The 16,931-nt window shown below is 67.3% G+C and carries 17 protein-coding genes and 1 pseudogene; 10 read left to right on the forward strand and 8 right to left on the reverse strand.

Annotated elements, in window-relative coordinates:
• The first annotated feature begins 131 nt into the window (after window positions 1-131).
• The 7 genes from ABIE51_RS00775 to ABIE51_RS00805 all read left to right on the forward strand — a co-directional run bounded on the left by ABIE51_RS00775 (window position 132) and on the right by ABIE51_RS00805 (window position 5,418).
• A complete protein-coding gene (locus ABIE51_RS00775) occupies window positions 132-938 on the forward strand; it encodes a M48 family metallopeptidase (RefSeq protein ID WP_115843170.1) in 807 nt (268 codons plus the stop codon).
• A gap of 125 nt (window positions 939-1,063) precedes the next feature.
• Window positions 1,064-2,278: a tetratricopeptide repeat protein gene (locus tag ABIE51_RS00780; protein ID WP_157028800.1), complete on the forward strand. Its 1,215-nt coding sequence runs from the start codon at window positions 1,064-1,066 to the stop codon at window positions 2,276-2,278.
• A 151-nt stretch (window positions 2,279-2,429) separates the two neighbouring features.
• Window positions 2,430-3,104 (forward strand): energy transducer TonB, encoded by a 675-nt coding sequence (locus ABIE51_RS00785; protein WP_115843166.1) that lies wholly within the window; start codon window positions 2,430-2,432, stop codon window positions 3,102-3,104.
• Window positions 3,105-3,177: 73 nt separating this feature from the next.
• Entirely contained in the window at window positions 3,178-3,930 is a 753-nt protein-coding gene (locus ABIE51_RS00790) for a MotA/TolQ/ExbB proton channel family protein (RefSeq protein WP_115843164.1), read from the forward strand.
• 49 nt (window positions 3,931-3,979) lie between these two features.
• Window positions 3,980-4,399 carry an ExbD/TolR family protein gene (locus ABIE51_RS00795; protein WP_115843162.1) on the forward strand — a complete coding sequence of 140 codons (420 nt, stop codon included), beginning with the start codon at window positions 3,980-3,982 and terminating at the stop codon, window positions 4,397-4,399.
• A 15-nt stretch (window positions 4,400-4,414) separates the two neighbouring features.
• Window positions 4,415-4,828 carry an ExbD/TolR family protein gene (locus tag ABIE51_RS00800; RefSeq protein ID WP_115843160.1) on the forward strand — a complete coding sequence of 138 codons (414 nt, stop codon included), beginning with the start codon at window positions 4,415-4,417 and terminating at the stop codon, window positions 4,826-4,828.
• 170 nt (window positions 4,829-4,998) lie between these two features.
• A complete protein-coding gene (locus ABIE51_RS00805) occupies window positions 4,999-5,418 on the forward strand; it encodes an ExbD/TolR family protein (protein ID WP_115843158.1) in 420 nt (139 codons plus the stop codon).
• Window positions 5,419-5,472: 54 nt separating this feature from the next.
• Here ABIE51_RS00805 and ABIE51_RS00810 read toward each other — a convergent pair whose 3' ends face one another.
• The 4 genes and pseudogenes from ABIE51_RS00810 to cls form a co-directional block, all read right to left on the reverse strand.
• Window positions 5,473-6,243, reverse strand: coding sequence for a pyridoxine 5'-phosphate synthase (locus ABIE51_RS00810; RefSeq protein WP_192631875.1), 771 nt, complete (start codon window positions 6,241-6,243; stop codon window positions 5,473-5,475).
• A 43-nt stretch (window positions 6,244-6,286) separates the two neighbouring features.
• Complete coding sequence (locus ABIE51_RS00815) at window positions 6,287-6,790, reverse strand: hypothetical protein (RefSeq protein WP_192631876.1); 504 nt, start codon at window positions 6,788-6,790, stop codon at window positions 6,287-6,289.
• A 118-nt stretch (window positions 6,791-6,908) separates the two neighbouring features.
• Complete coding sequence (locus ABIE51_RS00820) at window positions 6,909-7,172, reverse strand: hypothetical protein (RefSeq protein WP_192631877.1); 264 nt, start codon at window positions 7,170-7,172, stop codon at window positions 6,909-6,911.
• Between the two features lie 111 nt (window positions 7,173-7,283).
• A pseudogene (gene cls / locus ABIE51_RS00825) lies at window positions 7,284-8,721 on the reverse strand (cardiolipin synthase).
• A gap of 106 nt (window positions 8,722-8,827) precedes the next feature.
• On the opposite strand from cls, the gene ABIE51_RS00830 reads away from it, so the two are divergent.
• Entirely contained in the window at window positions 8,828-9,916 is a 1,089-nt protein-coding gene (locus tag ABIE51_RS00830; protein WP_192631879.1) for a PA0069 family radical SAM protein, read from the forward strand.
• A 15-nt stretch (window positions 9,917-9,931) separates the two neighbouring features.
• On the opposite strand, the gene ABIE51_RS00835 is transcribed toward ABIE51_RS00830, so the two are convergent.
• Window positions 9,932-11,725: an SLC13 family permease gene (locus tag ABIE51_RS00835; protein WP_192631880.1), complete on the reverse strand. Its 1,794-nt coding sequence runs from the start codon at window positions 11,723-11,725 to the stop codon at window positions 9,932-9,934.
• A gap of 113 nt (window positions 11,726-11,838) precedes the next feature.
• Here ABIE51_RS00835 and ABIE51_RS00840 point away from each other — a divergent pair, with 113 nt between their 5' ends.
• The gene (locus ABIE51_RS00840) at window positions 11,839-12,975 is read left to right on the forward strand and encodes a sensor histidine kinase (protein ID WP_192631881.1); all 1,137 of its coding nucleotides are present in this window, start codon (window positions 11,839-11,841) and stop codon (window positions 12,973-12,975) included.
• On the forward strand, window positions 12,975-13,406 hold the full coding sequence (locus ABIE51_RS00845) for a response regulator (RefSeq protein WP_115843144.1): 432 nt from the start codon (window positions 12,975-12,977) through the stop codon (window positions 13,404-13,406). The genes ABIE51_RS00840 and ABIE51_RS00845 overlap by 1 nt, the downstream gene beginning before the upstream one ends.
• A 16-nt stretch (window positions 13,407-13,422) precedes the next feature.
• Here ABIE51_RS00845 and ABIE51_RS00850 read toward each other — a convergent pair whose 3' ends face one another.
• From ABIE51_RS00850 to ABIE51_RS00860, 3 genes are all read right to left on the reverse strand, one after another.
• A complete protein-coding gene (locus ABIE51_RS00850) occupies window positions 13,423-14,148 on the reverse strand; it encodes a 2OG-Fe(II) oxygenase (protein ID WP_192631882.1) in 726 nt (241 codons plus the stop codon).
• A gap of 72 nt (window positions 14,149-14,220) precedes the next feature.
• A complete protein-coding gene (locus ABIE51_RS00855) occupies window positions 14,221-15,630 on the reverse strand; it encodes a sigma-54 dependent transcriptional regulator (protein ID WP_198173751.1) in 1,410 nt (469 codons plus the stop codon).
• Between the two features lie 229 nt (window positions 15,631-15,859).
• The gene (locus tag ABIE51_RS00860; protein ID WP_192631883.1) at window positions 15,860-16,900 is read right to left on the reverse strand and encodes a class 1 fructose-bisphosphatase; all 1,041 of its coding nucleotides are present in this window, start codon (window positions 16,898-16,900) and stop codon (window positions 15,860-15,862) included.
• Window positions 16,901-16,931 lie beyond the last annotated feature (31 nt).

Below are 16,931 nucleotides of genomic sequence, written 5' to 3' on the forward strand. Positions count from 1 at the left end.
TGCGTCGCGAGCCATCCCGGGGCTTCGTGCCCCGGAAGCGGCGCGCGTGCGTGTTCAGGCATTGACGAAGTGTTAATCCGGCGGGCGATACAACCCCCTTCAGCCTCAAGCCTCCTCTTCAGGGTGAATCGATGAAACGCGCTTTGCTCGGCCTCGCCATCGCCACCCTCGTGGTCGCCTGCGCCACCACGACCTCGCCGACCGGACGCACGCAGTACGTCGGCGCGGTCTCGCAGGAACAGCTCAACCAGCTGGGCGCCCAGGCCTTCGCCGAGGCCAAGGCGAAGGAAAAGCTGAGCACGGACGCACGCCAGAACACCTACGTGCGCTGCGTCGTCGACGCCATCACCCGTCAGCTGCCAGCCGGCTGGCAGACGCAGTGGGAAGTGGCCGTCTTCCAGGACGATTCCCCGAACGCCTTTGCCCTTCCGGGCGGCAAGATCGGCGTCAACACCGGCATCTTCACCGTGGCCAAGAACCAGGACCAGCTCGCGGCGGTCATCGCGCACGAGATCGGCCACGTCGTCTCGCGCCACCACGACGAGCGCATCACCAAGCAGCAGGGCACCTCGACCCTGCTCGGCATCGGCAGTGCGATCCTCGGTAGTGCCTACGGTTCAGGTGCCGGCAATGCAGCCGGCCAGATCGGCGGCGCCGCGGCGCAGACCTTCTACCTGCTTCCCAACTCGCGAACGCAGGAAACCGAGGCGGACGTCGTCGGCCAGCAGCTGGCCGCCAAGGCGGGCTTCGATCCTCGCCAGGCCGTGAATCTCTGGCAGAACATGATTGCCGCCGGCGGCAGCCGTCCTCCGCAGTGGCTCTCGACCCACCCGGATCCGCAGTCGCGCATCAACGAACTCGGCGCGCGCGCGGGCAGCCTCATGCCCACTTTCGAGCAGGCGCGCGCGTCCGGCCATACGCCGAAGTGCGGTTCGTAAGACTGCAAATCCGGCACACAACCCCGTATCGCAGCGTCGTGCGTTTCTGTTAGCGTGACGCCCCCCTGGCCCCGGTGCCATCGTCCCGCGCGCGCCCGCGTGCGGCAGCAGATCTGAGGTGTTCGATGAACAAGTTTTCCCTCCGTAACCGCAGCATCCTGGCCGCGGCCATTGGCGCGGTGCTGGTGTTCGGTGCGGTCAGCCAGGTGAATGCCCAGTCCGCGCAGGATCGCGCCGAGGAGCGTCGTGCACGCCAGGCCGAAGGCAAGCAGAAGGCTGCCAAGCCGGCTGAGGAATACCCGCAGGCGACCCGCCAGGTCGAGGCCAAGGCCTCGTCGAAGGGCGGCCAGAAGCTGCAGAAGATGATGGGCCTGTACGACGACGACAAGGGCACCGAGGCTCGCGCCGCCGCCGACGAAATCATCGCGACGGAGACCTTCAACGCCTACGACCGCGCGTTCGCCGCGCAGATGGCCGCGCAGATCGCCTACGACGCAGACGATACGGCCGCCGCCAAGAACTACCTGCGCAAGGCGATCGAACTCAATGGCCTGGACAACAACGGCCACTACGGCGCGATGTACATGCTCGCCCAGCTGCAGCTGCAGGATGAGCAGTACGCCGAATCGCTGAAGACGCTCGACACCTTCTTCAACGAAACCAAGAGCACCAAGCCGGAGCAGCTGGTGGTCAAGGGCAACGCCCTGTACCGCCTGGAGCGCTACCCGGAAGCCGCGACGGTCCTCAAGCAGGCCATCGATTCCAGCCCGACTCCGAAGCCGGAATGGCAGCAGCTGCTGATGGCGACCTACGCCGAGTCGGGAAACGCCGGTGAAGCGGCCAAGATGGCCGAGGCCGTCGCCGCCAAGAACCCGAACGACAAGCGCGCCCAGCTCAACCTGGCCGCCGTGTACCAGCAGGGCGAGATGTACGACAAGTCGGCCGCCGTGCTCGAGAAGCTGCGCGCTTCCGGCCAGCTGACCGAAGACAAGGAATACCGCCAGCTCTACGCCACGTACCTGAACATGGACGGCAAGGAGAAGGAAGCCATCGCGGTCATCAACGACGGCATCCAGAAGGGCGTCCTCAAGCCGGACTACCAGACGTACCTCGCACAGGCGCAGGCGTACTATTTCTCCGACCAGGCCGGCCCGGCGATCGACGCCTACAAGAAGGCCGCTCCGCTGGCGCCCGATGGCGAGGCTTACCTGAACCTCGCCCGTGTCCTGTGGCAGGAAGACCGCATCCCCGAGGCCAAGGAAGCCGCCAAGCAGGCCGTCGCCAAGGGCGTGAAAAAGCCCGACGACGCCAAGAAGATTCTCGCCCTGCCGGGGAAGTAATTCGGCAAAGCGAATCTACCGATTTGTGTGATTACACGGACGCGAATTGGTATATGCTAGGAGGTTCCCGCGACTCGACATGGGCCGCGGGAATCGTATCTGACGGCCCGAGGCGCCCTGGCGTCCGGAATTACCTCCCGAGCTACGGCGCATGACGCAAGACCTAGAAATTCACGCTAGAACCGACGACGACCGCGAAGGTTTGAACTGGGCACGTATTGCCGGTATCACCATCGCGATCGCCTTCCACGTCGCGGCCCTGCTCCTCCTGCTTGCTCCGATGGCCCCTCCGGCCCAGCAGCAGAAGGAAGAGGAGGTCACGTTCGTCAACCTCATCAAGCCGCCGCCGCCGCCCCCGCCGCCGCCGCCGCCGCCGCCGGAACCGCCGAAGGAGCTGAAGCCGCCGCCGAAGCTCACTCCGCCGCAGCCGACGCCGTTGCCGCCGCCGCCGGAAGAGCCGCCGATCGTGGTCGACGACCCGAGCCCGGTGGACGTGCAGGCGCCGCCGCCGAGCCCGCCGTCGCCGCCCGCCCCGGCCACGACGATCGGTTCGAGCGTCGATCCGTCCTCGAAGCGGCTCAACCCGCCCAAGTACCCGCCGACGGAAGCCCGTCAGGGTGTTGGTGGCACGGTCGTGCTGGTCATCACCATCGACGGCCAGGGCAACGTGCTTGACGTCGCTGTCGAGAAGTCGAGCCGCAACCGCAACCTCGACCGCGCTGCAATGGATGCTGCCCGGAAGTGGAAGTTCAACCCGGAAATGCAGAACGGCGTCGGTGTCCAGAGCCGCGTCCGCGTCCCGGTCGATTTCGTCCCGCCGACCTGATCGGGGTCACGGGATTCGTTAGCACCAAACCCGCAACACACTCCTTTTCCACGACATTTCAAAGGTAAGCGTCATGCTGCAGGAAACCACCACCGCTGCGACTGCTGGAGGCTCCAACGCCCAGGCACTTCAGCAGATGAGCTTCGCGCATCTGTTGCAGAACTTCGACTTCGTCGGCTGGGTCGTCTTCATCACTCTGGCGATCATGTCGATCCTGTCGATCTACTGGATCGTCGTGAACTTCGTGAAGAACCTGCGCCTGCGCGCCAGTTCGGATCGCGTCGTCTCCACGTTCTGGGAAACCCCGAACGCGCAGGACGCCATCCGTTTCATGGAAGAGCAGGGCCGTTTCGAGCCGTTCTCGAAGATCGCCCTCGACGCCGCCCAGGCGGCTGCCCACCACCAGCGCCACGAAGGTTCGCGCCTGGTCGAGTCCCTGAACCGCTCGGAGTTCGTTGACCGTGCGCTGCGCCAGGGCGTGACCCGCGAGTCGTCGAAGCTGGAAGCCGGCCTGACCGTGCTCGCCACCGTCGGTTCGACCGCTCCGTTCGTCGGTCTGCTCGGTACCGTGTGGGGCATCTACCACGCCCTGATCCGCATCAGCGCGACCGGCCAGGCGTCGATCGACGCCGTCGCAGGTCCGGTGGGCGAAGCGCTGATCATGACCGCCATCGGTCTGTTCGTCGCGATCCCGGCGGTGCTGGCGTACAACTTCTTCACCCGCCTCAACCGCGTCACCAACAACAAGTTCGATACGTTCGCGCACGATCTGCACGACTTCTTCGCCACCGGCTCGCGCGTCGGCGAAGTGGGCGCGAAGCGCTAAGAACGCGTTGTAACAACGACACCCTCTTGCAGCAGGTTGGAGTTTCGTAATGGCCTTCAGTACTGGCGATAGCGGCGGCCCGATGGCCGAGATCAACGTCACGCCCCTCGTGGACGTGATGCTGGTTCTGCTCATCATCTTCATGATCACCGCGCCCCTGATGTCGCATAAGGTCCAGGTCGATCTTCCGGAAGCGAATCTGGACAAGCGTGACAGTGAGGCTCCGCCGGTTCCGCCGATCAGCATCACGGTGGAAGACAACGGCAACCTTTACTGGAACGACGAGCCGGTGACCAAGGACCTGCTCGAGAGCCGTCTGTCGATCGAAGCTCAGAAGACGCCGCAGCCGGAAATCAACGTCCGCGGCGACAAGACGACCAAGTACCGCATCGTGTCCGAAGTGGTGCAGATTGCGCAGGCCCAGGGCATGCGCAAGGTCGGCTTCATGGCGCTCAAAGAACCTCGCTGATCCGGAGATCCAGTAATGGCATTTGCATCGAAATCCGGTGGCGGTCCGATGTCGGACATGAACGTCACGCCCCTCGTGGACGTGATGTTGGTGTTGCTGATCATCTTCATGGTGACGGCGCCTCCGCTGACGTATCCGATCGACGTTAACCTGCCGCAGAAGTCGCTGAACCCGCCGCCGCAAACGCGCGAACCGCCGCCGCCGATCAGGCTGCGTATCGACGCGTCCGGTCAGGTGTTCTGGAACGACGCTCCGCAGCCCATCACCGCGATCCAGGACATGATGAAGGCGGAGGTCCAGCGCGACCCGAGCAATCAGCCCATGCTCGAGATCGATACCAGCCCGGACGCCGATTACGGGATCCTGGCGAAGGTGCTGGCGCACGCGAAGAACGCCAATATGGAAAAGATTGGCTTCGTCCAGAACTGATTGACGCTTACCTGTCGGGAAAACGCCGCCTCCGGGCGGCGTTTTCTTTTGTGCGTTCGAAAGGCCTGGGCGCGTCGCCCTGCCCCTCCCTACAACCTTCGTGCGACTTGCAGCCGCCGCCCCGCCGGGTTTAGCGTGGAACCGGGCATGGGGCCCATGGAGGTTGCGCGATGGCTGCTTCCGTTTTCCGCGATTCCCCTTCGTCGTCCCGCAGCGGCCACACCGAGGTCGCGCAGATGAACATCACGCCGCTGGTCGACGTCATGCTGGTGCTGCTCGTGATCTTCATGGTCGCCACGCCGATGGTGGCCAGCAAGATCGACCTGCGATTGCCGCAGAACATCGAGACCACACAGCGGAAAGAACCGCCGCGACGCGTGGCGTTGAAAGTCGATGCGAACGGGCACTTCCAGCTCGATGGCGTCGCACTCGACCGCGCGGCCCTGCCGCAGGCGCTGCGCGATCTGATGCAGGCCGATCCCCGTACCGTCGTCCAGATCACCGCGAACGCGGATGCGGACTATCAGGACTTCGCGTGGACGCTGGCCGAGGCCCAGCGCAACGGCGTCCGCGATATCGCTTGGGAATAAAGCGTCGAACCGGCGCCCGCCCGCACGGCGGGCGCCCACTCCTGGAACAGTGCCTCAGCCCCGCTCCTCACCCAGCAGGGTGAGATACCCGCGCACGGTCGCATCCAGGCCGTCGTACAGCGCCTCACCGATGAGCGCATGGCCGATCGACACCTCAAGTACGCCTGGCACGGCGCGCAGGAAGGCGCCGAGGTTTTCCTGACTCAGATCGTGTCCCGCGTTGACGCCGAGGCCGGCGTCCTGCGCGCGCCTGGCGGCTTCGGCGAACTGCGCCGCCATCGCTTTGCCCGCCCCGCTCGCGAACGCCTCCGCCCACGGCCCGGTGTAAAGCTCGACGCGATCGGCCCCGACGTGCGCGGCATGCGCGATGCCCGCGCGCGCGCCCTGCGTGTGCGCATCGGCGAACAGGCTGACTCGGCAGCCGATGCCTTTCAGCGCATCGACGTGCGGACGCAGCGAATCGGCATCGCGCACGAAATCAAAACCGTGATCGGACGTGAGCTGCGCGTCGCTGTCGGGCACCAGCGTCGCCTGGGCCGGACGCACCGCGTCGCAGAGCGCGAAGAACCCGGGATAGCCGGCGCGCGGCGGTGCGAACGGATTGCCTTCGAGGTTGAACTCCACGCCGCGTTCGCGCGTGAGTTCGGCCAGCGCATACACGTCGTCGGCACGGATGTGCCGCGCATCCGGACGCGGATGCACGGTGATGCCTTGGGCACCGGCATCCAGGCACGCGCGCGCGGCGCGCACCACATCGGGCTCGGAGCCGCCGCGCGAATTGCGCAACACGGCGATCTTGTTGACGTTGACGCTCAGTACGGTCATCGCGCGACGTCCTGCGTCGACGTCGCGAAGCTCCACGCTTGGATCACTGGCACTTCTCGGAGTTCTGCTGATAGATGACCGGCTCCCAGTAGGAGCCGTCGGCGATGTAGTTGCGACGCGCCTCGACGAGCCGCGCGCCGAGAAGATAGGTCGTGTTCGGCTGCACGTCGACCACCAGATCCTTGTACGGATTGGCGCGCATGTCGCGCTGGCGCCGCTGCACATCGTTGAACTGTTCCGGATCGATCAGTTCGGCGACCTGCAAGACATGCCGGCCGGGCGTTACGCGAAAGCTCTTCGCACCTGCGGGGCCGGGAAGCTGGCCGTCGAGGTTCATCAGCCGCGCGCGATACAGGTCTTGGCTACGCGGCGCGACGTCGAAGATGCTGATGCGGCCGCAGCCGGTGGCATTCGAAACGGGCGTGGGTCCGGGCGAATCCTGGCCGGCAACGCAGGTACCGGCGAGGAGGCAGAGGGACAGGAGCGGAAGGCCGAAAGCTTTCATGGCGATCTCCACGATGGCGATCGACGGCGCGAGCCGGCGCATGTTGGCGATGGGACGGCAGCGCCCACCGCATCCGGCCAGACCGGCGGGTCGAGCCCGCGGCCCGGCGCGCCGATACTAGCGCAGCGGGCGTGAGCCAGCGGCTTGCGGGGGTTGCCGCTCAGGCGGCCGGCGGCGCCGGCGGATTGCCCGCGGCGGCACGGCGCGCTTCGGCCTGCTCGCGCAGACGGCGCAACTCGGCCGGGTCCAGGATCAGCGTGGAATCACGCGTCTGGCTGTCGACTCGCGCGGCCAGCAGCTTGAGCACCCATGCCAGCCCGAAACCGAGCGCCGCAAGCAGGCACACCATCAGGACCGCCACCGACGTCGTCTTGAACGCGACCGCCAAGGTCACCAGTGCGAGCAGGAGGTACAGCCAGTGCATGGGAAGCTCCGTGATAGGGTGCGACGCGCCGGCAGTGTAGCGCGCGATTTCCGCGGGAATCGCCCGATCGCCGGGCTCGCGTGACCGCCCGTCAGCGAAGCGCGGCGGCCGTCACAGCAACGGCGAGACCAGCCGCGCGAGCCCTTCCGGCAGGCGTGTGCTCCACAGCGGCTGCGCTCGATCCTCCCGGACACGTGGCGCGAGATTGCACTCGCCCTGGATGAGCGACTCCAGCTCGGCAGCCAGCGCCTTGTCGCGGAACAACACCGAGACCTCGAAGTTGAGCCGGAAGCTGCGGTGGTCGAAATTCGCACTGCCGACGATCGCCAGGTCGTCGTCGCAGAGCAGCGCCTTGCTGTGCAGCATGCGCGGGCCGTACTCGTGCACCTTGACGCCGGCTTCGAGCAGCTCGTCGAAGTACGACCGCGCGGCGAGCGTCACCAGTCGGCTGTCGCAGACCTTCGGCACCAGCAGTCGCACGTCGAGCCCGCCCAGCGCCGCCGAGGTCAGCGCCATGCGCGCCGCCTCGCCCGGCACGAAATACGGCGTCACCAGCCACACGCGACGCTGCGCGGGAGTGGATCGCCGCCACGTGCACGCGGTGGATCGCCTCCCACGAGGAGTCCGGCCCCGACACCAGCACCTGCGCCGAAATCGTCCCCCGACGCGGCGCCGGATGATGCACGCGCAGCGGCGGCTCGCCCGTTGCGTACGCCCAGTCCTCGATGAAGACCAGCTGCAGCTCGCGGACGATGTCGCCTTCCAGTCGCAGGTGCAGGTCGCGGTACGCGTCCTCGCGCAGGCGATCGTCTTCCTCATCGGTGATGTTGATGCCGCCGGTGAAGCCGATCTCGCCATCGATCACGACGATCTTCCGGTGCGTGCGCAGGTTCAACCACGGCCGCTTCCAGAACCACTGCAGCTTCATCGGATGGAACCACGCGACTTCCGCGCCGGCCTCCACCAGCGGCTGGAGGAACTTGCGCTTGGTGCGTCCCGATCCCACCGCGTCGAGCAGCAACCGCACCTGCACGCCGGCGCGGGCACGCTCGACCAGCGCATCGCGCAGCGCGGTGCCGGTGCGATCGGGCAGGTAGATGTAGTACTCCAGGTGGATGTGGTCGCGCGCGTTCGCGATCGCCTCCAGCAACGCGACGTACTTGGCCGAGCCGTCGATCAGCAGATCCACGCGCGTGGCGGTGATCGGCGGCAGGCCGGTCGTGGACTGCGCCAGCCGCGCCAGTTCGATCGCGTCCGGCGTGGGCACCAGGCCTTCGGGCGGCGGCGGCAAGGTCGCGCGGGCGCGCACGCGGCGCAGGCGCTGGCGGCGGATCCGCTGCGGGCCGAAGAAGAAGTAGATGAGGAAGCCGATGTACGGCAGTGCCGCCAGGCTGATCAGCCAGCTCAGCGTCGCCACCGGCTCGCGCTTCTGGAGCACGATCCACAGCCCGAGCCAGACCACGTAGGTCAGCCAGCCGAGGACGAGGTACAGCCCCAGGTTCGGGATCGAGGCGAACGCGCTCCAGGCGCTACGCAGGATGTCGAGCATGCAGGGCGGGTCTCCTCCGGTATTCAGCCTGCCGTGCGTCGCGTCGTTGCCGCGTCGCGGCCGTCCGTCTCACGGGCTGCGACGGGCCGCGCGTAGGCTAAGGCCGATGGATGACGCCCGCAAAGCCCAGGCACCGATCAAGGGTCGAGGTGCGGCCTCGTACGTCGACGGCCGCTATGCGGTGACGGTCGCGCAGGGCGAGGACGACGGCTGGGGATCGGTCTACGAAGACCTCGCCGACGCACCCGGCCCGCAGACCCGCGTCACCGAGGAGCGCGCCCGCAGCATCGTCAGCCGCAACGACTCGCCGGACGTCGGCCACAGCGCGTCGGTCAATCCGTATCGCGGTTGCGAACACGGCTGCGTCTACTGCTTCGCCCGGCCGTCGCACGCCTACCTCGATCTCTCGCCGGGGCTGGATTTCGAAACGCGCCTGTTCGCCAAGACCAACGCGGCCGAACTGCTGCAGAACGAACTCGCGCGCCCGTCCTACCAGTGCGTACCGCTCGCGCTGGGCATCAACACCGACTCCTACCAGCCGATCGAACGCCGCTACCGCGTCACGCGTTCGGTGATCGAAGTGCTCGGCGCGTGCTCGCATCCGTTCAGCATCATCACCAAGAACGCCGGCGTCGTGCGCGACATCGACCTCATCGCGCCGCTCGCGAAACGCGGCCTGGCGAGCGTCGCGTACTCGGTGACTTCGCTCGACAACCGCTTGTCCGCGCGCATGGAACCCCGCGCGTCGGCGCCGCATGCGCGGCTGAAGGCGATCCGCACGCTCGTCGATGCCGGCATTCCCGTGGGCGTGATGGTCGCGCCGGTCATTCCGATGATCAACGACCGCGAGATCGAGCACATCCTCCAAGCCTGCCGCGATCACGGCGCGACGTCGGCCGGCTACGTGCTGCTCCGCCTGCCGCACGAACTCAAGCAGGTGTGGCGCGAGTGGCTGCAGCTGCACTATCCCGACCGCGCCGAGCACGTGATGAGCCTCATCCAGCAGATGCGCGGCGGGAAGGATTACGACAGCGCCTTCGGTACGCGCATGCGGGGCGAAGGGCCGTTCGCGCAGCTGATCGCGCAACGCTTCCGCAAGGCGCACGCGCGGCTGGGCTTCGGTTCGATGCCGGCCCTCGACACCAGCCAGTTCGTACCGCCGCGCAAACCGTCCCCGCAAGGCGAGCTGTTCTGATCGAACCGGCTGCGATCAGCCCGGCAACAGCGGCCCGCCGAGCCACAGCCAGCGCGCCATCCATGCGCTGACGAAGGCGATCATCGCCGTCAGCGGCAGGCCGATGCGCAGGAAATCGTTGAACCGGTACTGCCCCGGGCCGAGGATCAGCAGGTTGCCGTGGTGCCCGATCGGCGTGAGGAACGACGCCACCGCGCCCAACGCCGTGCACACCACGAACGGCGTCGGCGGAAGGCCGAGCGACTGCGCCAGCTCCACCGCGATGGGCCCGAGCAGCACCGTCGTCGCCGCGTCCGACAGGATCTGCGTCAGCAACGCCGCCACGCCGAACATCACCAGCAGCACGCCCAGCGGCGGCCAGCCCGACACCACGTGCAGCAGCCCCGAGGCGAGCCACTGCGCCGTGCCGGTCTGCTCCATCGCGATGCCGAGCGGGATCACGCCGGCGATCATCACGAAGATGCGCACGTCGACTTCCCGATACGCCTGGTCGACCTCCACGCAGCGCGAGGCGACCATCGCCACTGCACCGAGCAGGAACGCGAGCGGTGCCGGCAGCCATTCGGTCGCGGCGGCCAGCACGGTGGCCGCCAGGATCGCCAGCGCCACGGGCGCGCGAACGCGACGGCGCGCCTCGCCCGCGAACGGCACCAGCATGAGGAAACCGTGGTGCGTGGCGAGTTCGGCGAAGCGCGACGGCCGGCCCCACAGCACCAGCAGGTCGCCCTCACGCAAGCGGGTTTCTGCTAGGCGCGGCGATTCATCCTCGCCGCGGCGCCACAGGCCGACGATGACGGTGTGGAAGCGCCGCGCGAAATCCAGCTCGCGCAACGTGCGCCCGATGAATTCCGAGCCCGGCGCGATCACCGCCTGCACCAACTGCGCGTCGCCCTCGCCGGTGGCGAGTTCGCCATAGCGGCGTATCGCCTGCAGGCTGAGCCCCGTGTCCGCATGGAGCGAGGCCAGCGCGTCGGCCGAGGCCTCCACGCGCAGGATGTCGCCGTTGATGAGCGGACTGGCCGGCGTCAGGTCGTCGCGTACGCGGCCGTCGCGCGTCCAGCTCAGCAGGCGGAAGCGGTCGCCCAGCGCCTTCTGCAGGTCCGACAGCGGCCGCGTGTTCCAGCGCGGGCCTTCGCCGACGACGAGCTCGGTGCGGTAACGATCCAGCCGAAAATAACCCGCGTCCCCCAGCGCGCCGAAGCGCTTGGGCAGCAGCCAACGCGCGATCAGCATGTACATCACGCCCAATCCCACCAGCGTCAGGCCGATCGGCGTGATCGAGAAGATCCCCAGGCCTTCGCTGCCGGTGCGTTCGATGAGGTTGTCGGCGAGCAGGAACGCGGGCGCGCTCACCAGCGTCAGCGTCGTGCCGAGCGAGGCGGCGAACGACATCGGCATCAGCAATCGCGACGCGGACATCCCGCGCGCACGTGCGAACCGCGTCACGATCGGCAGCATCATCGCGGTGACCATCACGTGATGCGTGAACGACGACAGCGCCGCCACCGCCAGCATCACCACCGCGATCGCCCGGCTTTCGGTGCGACCGGCCGCACGTTCCACGGCTTGGCCGATGCGTTCGGTGATGCCCGTCGCGGCCAGTCCGCCGGAGATGATGAACACTGCCGCCACGATGATCGCCGGCTCGCTCGCGAAGCCCGACAACGCCTCGCGCGCATCGAGCACACCTGCCAGCACCATCGCCAGCAACGTGAGCATCGCCGTCACGTCGACGCGCAGGCGTTCGCTTATGAAGAGGTAAAGCGAACCGGCGAGGATGACGAGGAACAGGACCTGCTGCATCTCCATGACCCATTGTGCGCGAGGTGGCGCGAACGCCGTGCAGGCAGCCTGCACCACACCGTCACGATCGGCCCCGCTACACTAGCGCCGCGACAGGACAAGCTTGAGCCACGCCATCGATGAGCGAAATCCCTGGTCAGGACGCGGGTATCGACCGTTTCCGTCTCGCGATGGACGCTTCCGGCGTCGGCATGGCGGTGGTCGACCTGCACGGCCGCTGGCTTGAAGTGAACCCCGCCTTCGAGCGCATCTTCGGCTACGACGCACGCGACATCATCGGCACATCGGCCGCCTCGCTCACGCATCCGGACGACGTGGCGATGAGCCAGTCGTTCCTGCGCGGCCTCGTCGACGGCAACATCCCCGCGCTCGACGCACAGAAGCGCTACGTGCATCGCAACGGCGACACGATCTGGGCGCACGTCAACGTGTCGGTGGTGCGCGACGGCGAAGGTCACCCGTCCTACCTGCTGGTGCAGGTGCGCGACATCAGCGCGCAGCACGCGGCCGAACTCGCGCTCAAGGCGCGCGCCGAAGCCGAACACGCCGCGCGCTTCGCCGCCAACCACCAGCTGCAGTTGTTCGCCGACGCGGTCGCGCACGACCTGCGCGCGCCGCTGCGTTCGATCGAAAGCTTCTCGGCGTTGCTGGCCGATCGCGCATCGGAGCGTCTGGATGACACCGATCGCGACTACCTCGGCCGCATCCGCGCCGCGGCGTCGCGCATGAGCGGGCTGCTCAGCGCGCTGAACGACCTGGCCTACGTCACGCGTACCGAACTCAAGCCGGTGGACGTGGACCTGAGCCTGCTCGCCGACTGGGTCGGCGCCGAGCTGCAGGACGCCGAGCCGCAGCGGCGTGCCGACATCCGCGTGCAGCCCAGCCTGCACGCGTGGGGCGACGAGCGCCTGCTCAAGCTGATGCTGAGCCAGTTGATGGGCAATGCGTGGAAGTTCTCGCGCGGGCGCGAGCCGATCCGCATCCAGGTCAGCGGCCGGCGTGAAGGCCGCAACCTCCAGGTCGTGATCCGTGACGAGGGCATCGGATTCGACATGCGCTATGCGCACAAGCTGTTCGAGCCATTCCAGCGGCTGCACGGACCGGACCAGGGGGGTGGTCACGGTCTGGGCCTTGCCATCGTCCGGCGCATCGCCGAACGGCACCACGGCAGCGTCCGCGCCGATTCGACACCCGAATCCGGCGCCACGTTCACCCTCGAATTGCCGGCGCAAGCGCTGGCGGAGGAGAACGCCTGATGCACAAGGAAATCCTGCTGGTCGAGGACAACCCCGACGACGTCGAGCTCACGCGCATCGCCTTCGACGAGGCGAAGGTCGCCAACCGCCTGGTGGTGGTGAACGACGGCGCCGAGGCGCTCGACTATCTCTTCGCGCGCGGCCAGTACGCCGATCGCGATCCGGCCGACCTGCCTTCGATCATGCTGCTGGACCTCAACCTGCCCAAGGTCGACGGGCGCGAGGTGCTGCAGGCCGTCCGCGCGAACGAAGCCACGCGTACGCTGCCCGTGGTCGTGCTGACCACCAGCGCCGAGCCGTTCGATGTGGAAGCCAGCTACGCGCTGGGCGTCAACAGCTACATCCAGAAGCCGGTGGATTTCGAGCAGTTCGTGTGGGCGGTCAAGCAGGTCGGCCTGTACTGGCTGGTGCTGAACCACCCGCGCACGTGATGCCGCAACAACGGCGCTACGACGCCCCGAACAGCCGCTCCGCGCGCTGGAACAGGATCCAGCTGGTCGCGATGAACTTGTCGCCGCCCAGCGGCCGGTTGCCGCGGTGCGTATGCGTGAACGCCGCCGGCGCGATCAGCAGGCTGCCGGCGCGCGGCGCGATCCTGCGGCGCTGGTAAAGGAATTCCGTCTCGCCGGCCTCGAAGCCGTCGTTGAGGTAGATCGTCCACAGCAGGTGGCGGTGCAGCGTCTCGCCGTGCGCATCGCGCGGATACAGCTCGCAATGCCAGTAGGGATAACCGCCGCGATCGGCCGTATAGCGCTGCAGGTTGATTGCCCCAGGCCGCAGCACCGCCTGCACCACCGGAGTCAGCGAGGCGTCGTCCATCGCGGCCAGCCGCTCGGCGGTGAGCCGGTGGCGAGCGCCGTTCTCGCCCGGCACTTCCAGCATCAGCGGCGCGATCAGCGTGTACGGATAGCGGCGCAGGTACGCGATCAGCCCCTTGAAGACGGCGGCGTTGAGCATCTGCTCCGCATCGCGCCACAAGTCGCGGCCGGTGATGGTGAGGTCGCGGCTGTCCTTCAGTTCCGGCAGCACGCCGCCTCCGACGCGGCCGGGCACGCTGTCGCCGCTGGCGGAAAAACGTTCGACCAGTCGCGCGCATTGTTCGCGATCGAGCGCGTCGTCGAACACCTCGATGAAGTCGGCGAAGTCGGAACCGCCACCTGCCTGGTTGTGCATGTCGCGCGAGGAAAGAAGCCCGGATGCCGCATCCTCGCACGGCGCGCGGGCGATGCAAACGCGCGCTGTCGCTTATGCGATGTGGATCGTGTTCGGCGCTTCGGGTTCGTGCGCGCGCAGTCCGTGGCGCTGCATCAGGCGATAGAGCGTCACGCGCGAGACGCCCAGTTCGCGGGCGACATCGACCAGGCGCCCGCGATTGCGGTGCAGCGAACGCTCGATCGCCGCACGCGTCGCCGCATCGCGCACTTCGTCCAGCGTCGGCGGCGGAGTGGTCAGCGAGCTCTCGATGTGCAGGTCGGCGGCGGTGATCAGCCGGCCTTCGGCCATCACCACGGCCTGCCGGACGCGATTGATGAGCTCGCGCACGTTGCCGGGCCACGAGTGCGTGTGCAGCGCCTGTCGCGCGCAGGGCGAAAAGCCCTTGAGCGTGCGATGGCCTTCCTGCGAATAGCGTTGCAGCGAGTACTCCGCGAGCTTGTCGATATCGCTGCCGCGTTCGCGCAACGGCGGCTGCTGCAGGCGCAGCACGCACAGGCGGTGGTAGAGGTCGGCGCGGAAGCGCCCTTCGGCGACGGCGCGGTCGAGGTCGTGGTGCGTCGCCGAGATGATGCGCACGTCCACCGGGATCTGCTCGTGGCCGCCGAGTCGTTCGATGCTGCCCTGCTGCAGGAACCTCAGCAGCGAGGCCTGGCTTTCCAGAGGGAGATCGCCGATCTCATCCAGGAACAGCGTGCCGCTGTTGGCCATCTCGATGCGGCCCAGCTTGCGCTGCTGCGCGCCGGTGAATGCGCCGCGCTCGTAACCGAACAATTCCGACTGGATCAGGCTGTGCGGGATCGCACCGCAGTTGATCGCCACGAACGGATGCGCATGCCGACGCGAATGCCGATGCACCGCCATCGCGGCGAGTTCCTTGCCCGTGCCGGTTTCGCCGGCGATGAACACCGGCGCTTCGGTCAGCGCGGCCTTGCGCAGCGTGCGGCACAACGTGCGCATCGCCGGGCTGTCGCCGATCATCCCGTCGAAGCCCGATTCGCTCGTCGCATCGCCGCGCTCGCAGGCGAGGCTCGCCATGCCGTGTGCGTGGCCGATCACCGTGTTGAGCACCGATTCCGGGCACGGCAGCGTCAGGTAGTCGTAGCAGTAATCGCGGATGAGGTCGCGTACCGGTGGCTCGTCGAGTTGCCGCGCATCCACGCCGGCGACCCAGCCGACGTTGCCGGCCGACAGCGCGGTACCGAACTCGGCCAGGTCCTGCTGCGTGAAGCCTTCGCGCAGGTCGAGCAGCGCCGCGTGCGGTTTGCGCGAATCGCCGTTGAGGATGCGCAGAACGCTGCGCGCATCGGGCGCGCGGCGCAGGTTCCAGCCCAGTTGCTGAAGGCCACCCAGCGCGAGCACGCGACCGGCGCCGCCACGTGTCACGTAGATCAGTTCGCGGCCACCGGTCTGTGCCGCTTCGGAGTCCTGCATTCCGTCCATCGGCTTGGCATTCCTGACCTAGTCCGAGGCAGTCGATGCTGCCACTGCGGGAAGTTACGCAGTGTATTCAACGGGCCGTTCGACGATGAGCGGTCAGAAACGACGCGTTCCGGTGCTGAATGCGTCAATCGGCACACGACATGAAACGGGCCAACTCAGTTCACCTTCGTGAGTGGCGCCGCCTTCGCGTGCGCCACTCCTGTATCTCCATCCAACGTATCGGGCGCGCTTACGCGGCCCGATCGTGTTCGGCGTGGTAACGCACGGCAGCTTCCACTTCGAGCTTCGAACCGAGGAACACCGGCACGCGCTGGTGCAGGCCGTTGGGCTGCACTTCGAGCATGCGCTGGCGGCCGGTGCTCGCCGCGCCGCCGGCCTGTTCGACCAGCAGCGCCATCGGATTGGCTTCGTACATCAGGCGCAGCTTGCCGCCCTTCGCCGCGCACTTGCTGTCCAGCGGATAGCTGAAGATGCCGCCGCGCGTGAGGATGCGATGCACGTCGGCGACCATCGACGCCACCCAGCGCATGTTGAAGTCCTTGCCGCGCGGGCCTTCCTTGCCGGCGAGCAGGTCGCCCACGTAGCGCTGCATCGGCGCTTCCCAGAAGCGCTGGTTGCTCATGTTCACCGCGAATTCCTTCGTTTCCTCCGGAATGCGCATGCCGCGCGTGGTCATCACGAAGCTGCCGATCTCGCGATCGAGCGTGAACGAATGCGTGCCGTTGCCGACGGTCAGCACCAGCATCGTGCTCGGCCCGTACGTGCAATAACCGGCGGCGACCTGCGCGGTGCCGGGCTGCAGGAAGTCCTCGTCCTTCGCGTGCGTGACGCCGTCCGGCGCGCGCAGCACCGAGAAGATCGTGCCGACGGAGATGTTCACGTCGATGTTCGAACTGCCGTCGAGGGGATCGAACAGCAGCAGGTAGTTGCCGCGCGGGTAGACGTCGGGGATCGGCTGCGAGGTGTCCATCTCCTCCGATGCGAGACCGGCGAGATGGCCGCCCCATGCGTTGGCTTCCAGCAGGATCTCGTTGGAGAGCACGTCGAGCTTCTTCTGCGCCTCGCCCTGCACGTTGATCGATGCCTCGCCGGCCGTGCCCGCATCGCCCAGCACGCCGCCGAGCGCGCCCTTGCCCACGGCGATGGAGATCGTCTTGCATGCGCGCGCCACCACTTCGATCAGCAGGCGCAGGTCGGCGTTGATGCGGCCGGCGCGCTGTTCCTCGATGAGGTAGCGGGTGAGGGAAATCGACTGCGAGTGGTTCGTCATGGGCGGCGCCGTGTTCGAAAACGGGCCGCCA

This window comes from Lysobacter sp. OAE881 (assembly GCF_040546665.1).
GTDB lineage: Bacteria > Pseudomonadota > Gammaproteobacteria > Xanthomonadales > Xanthomonadaceae > Lysobacter_J > Lysobacter_J soli.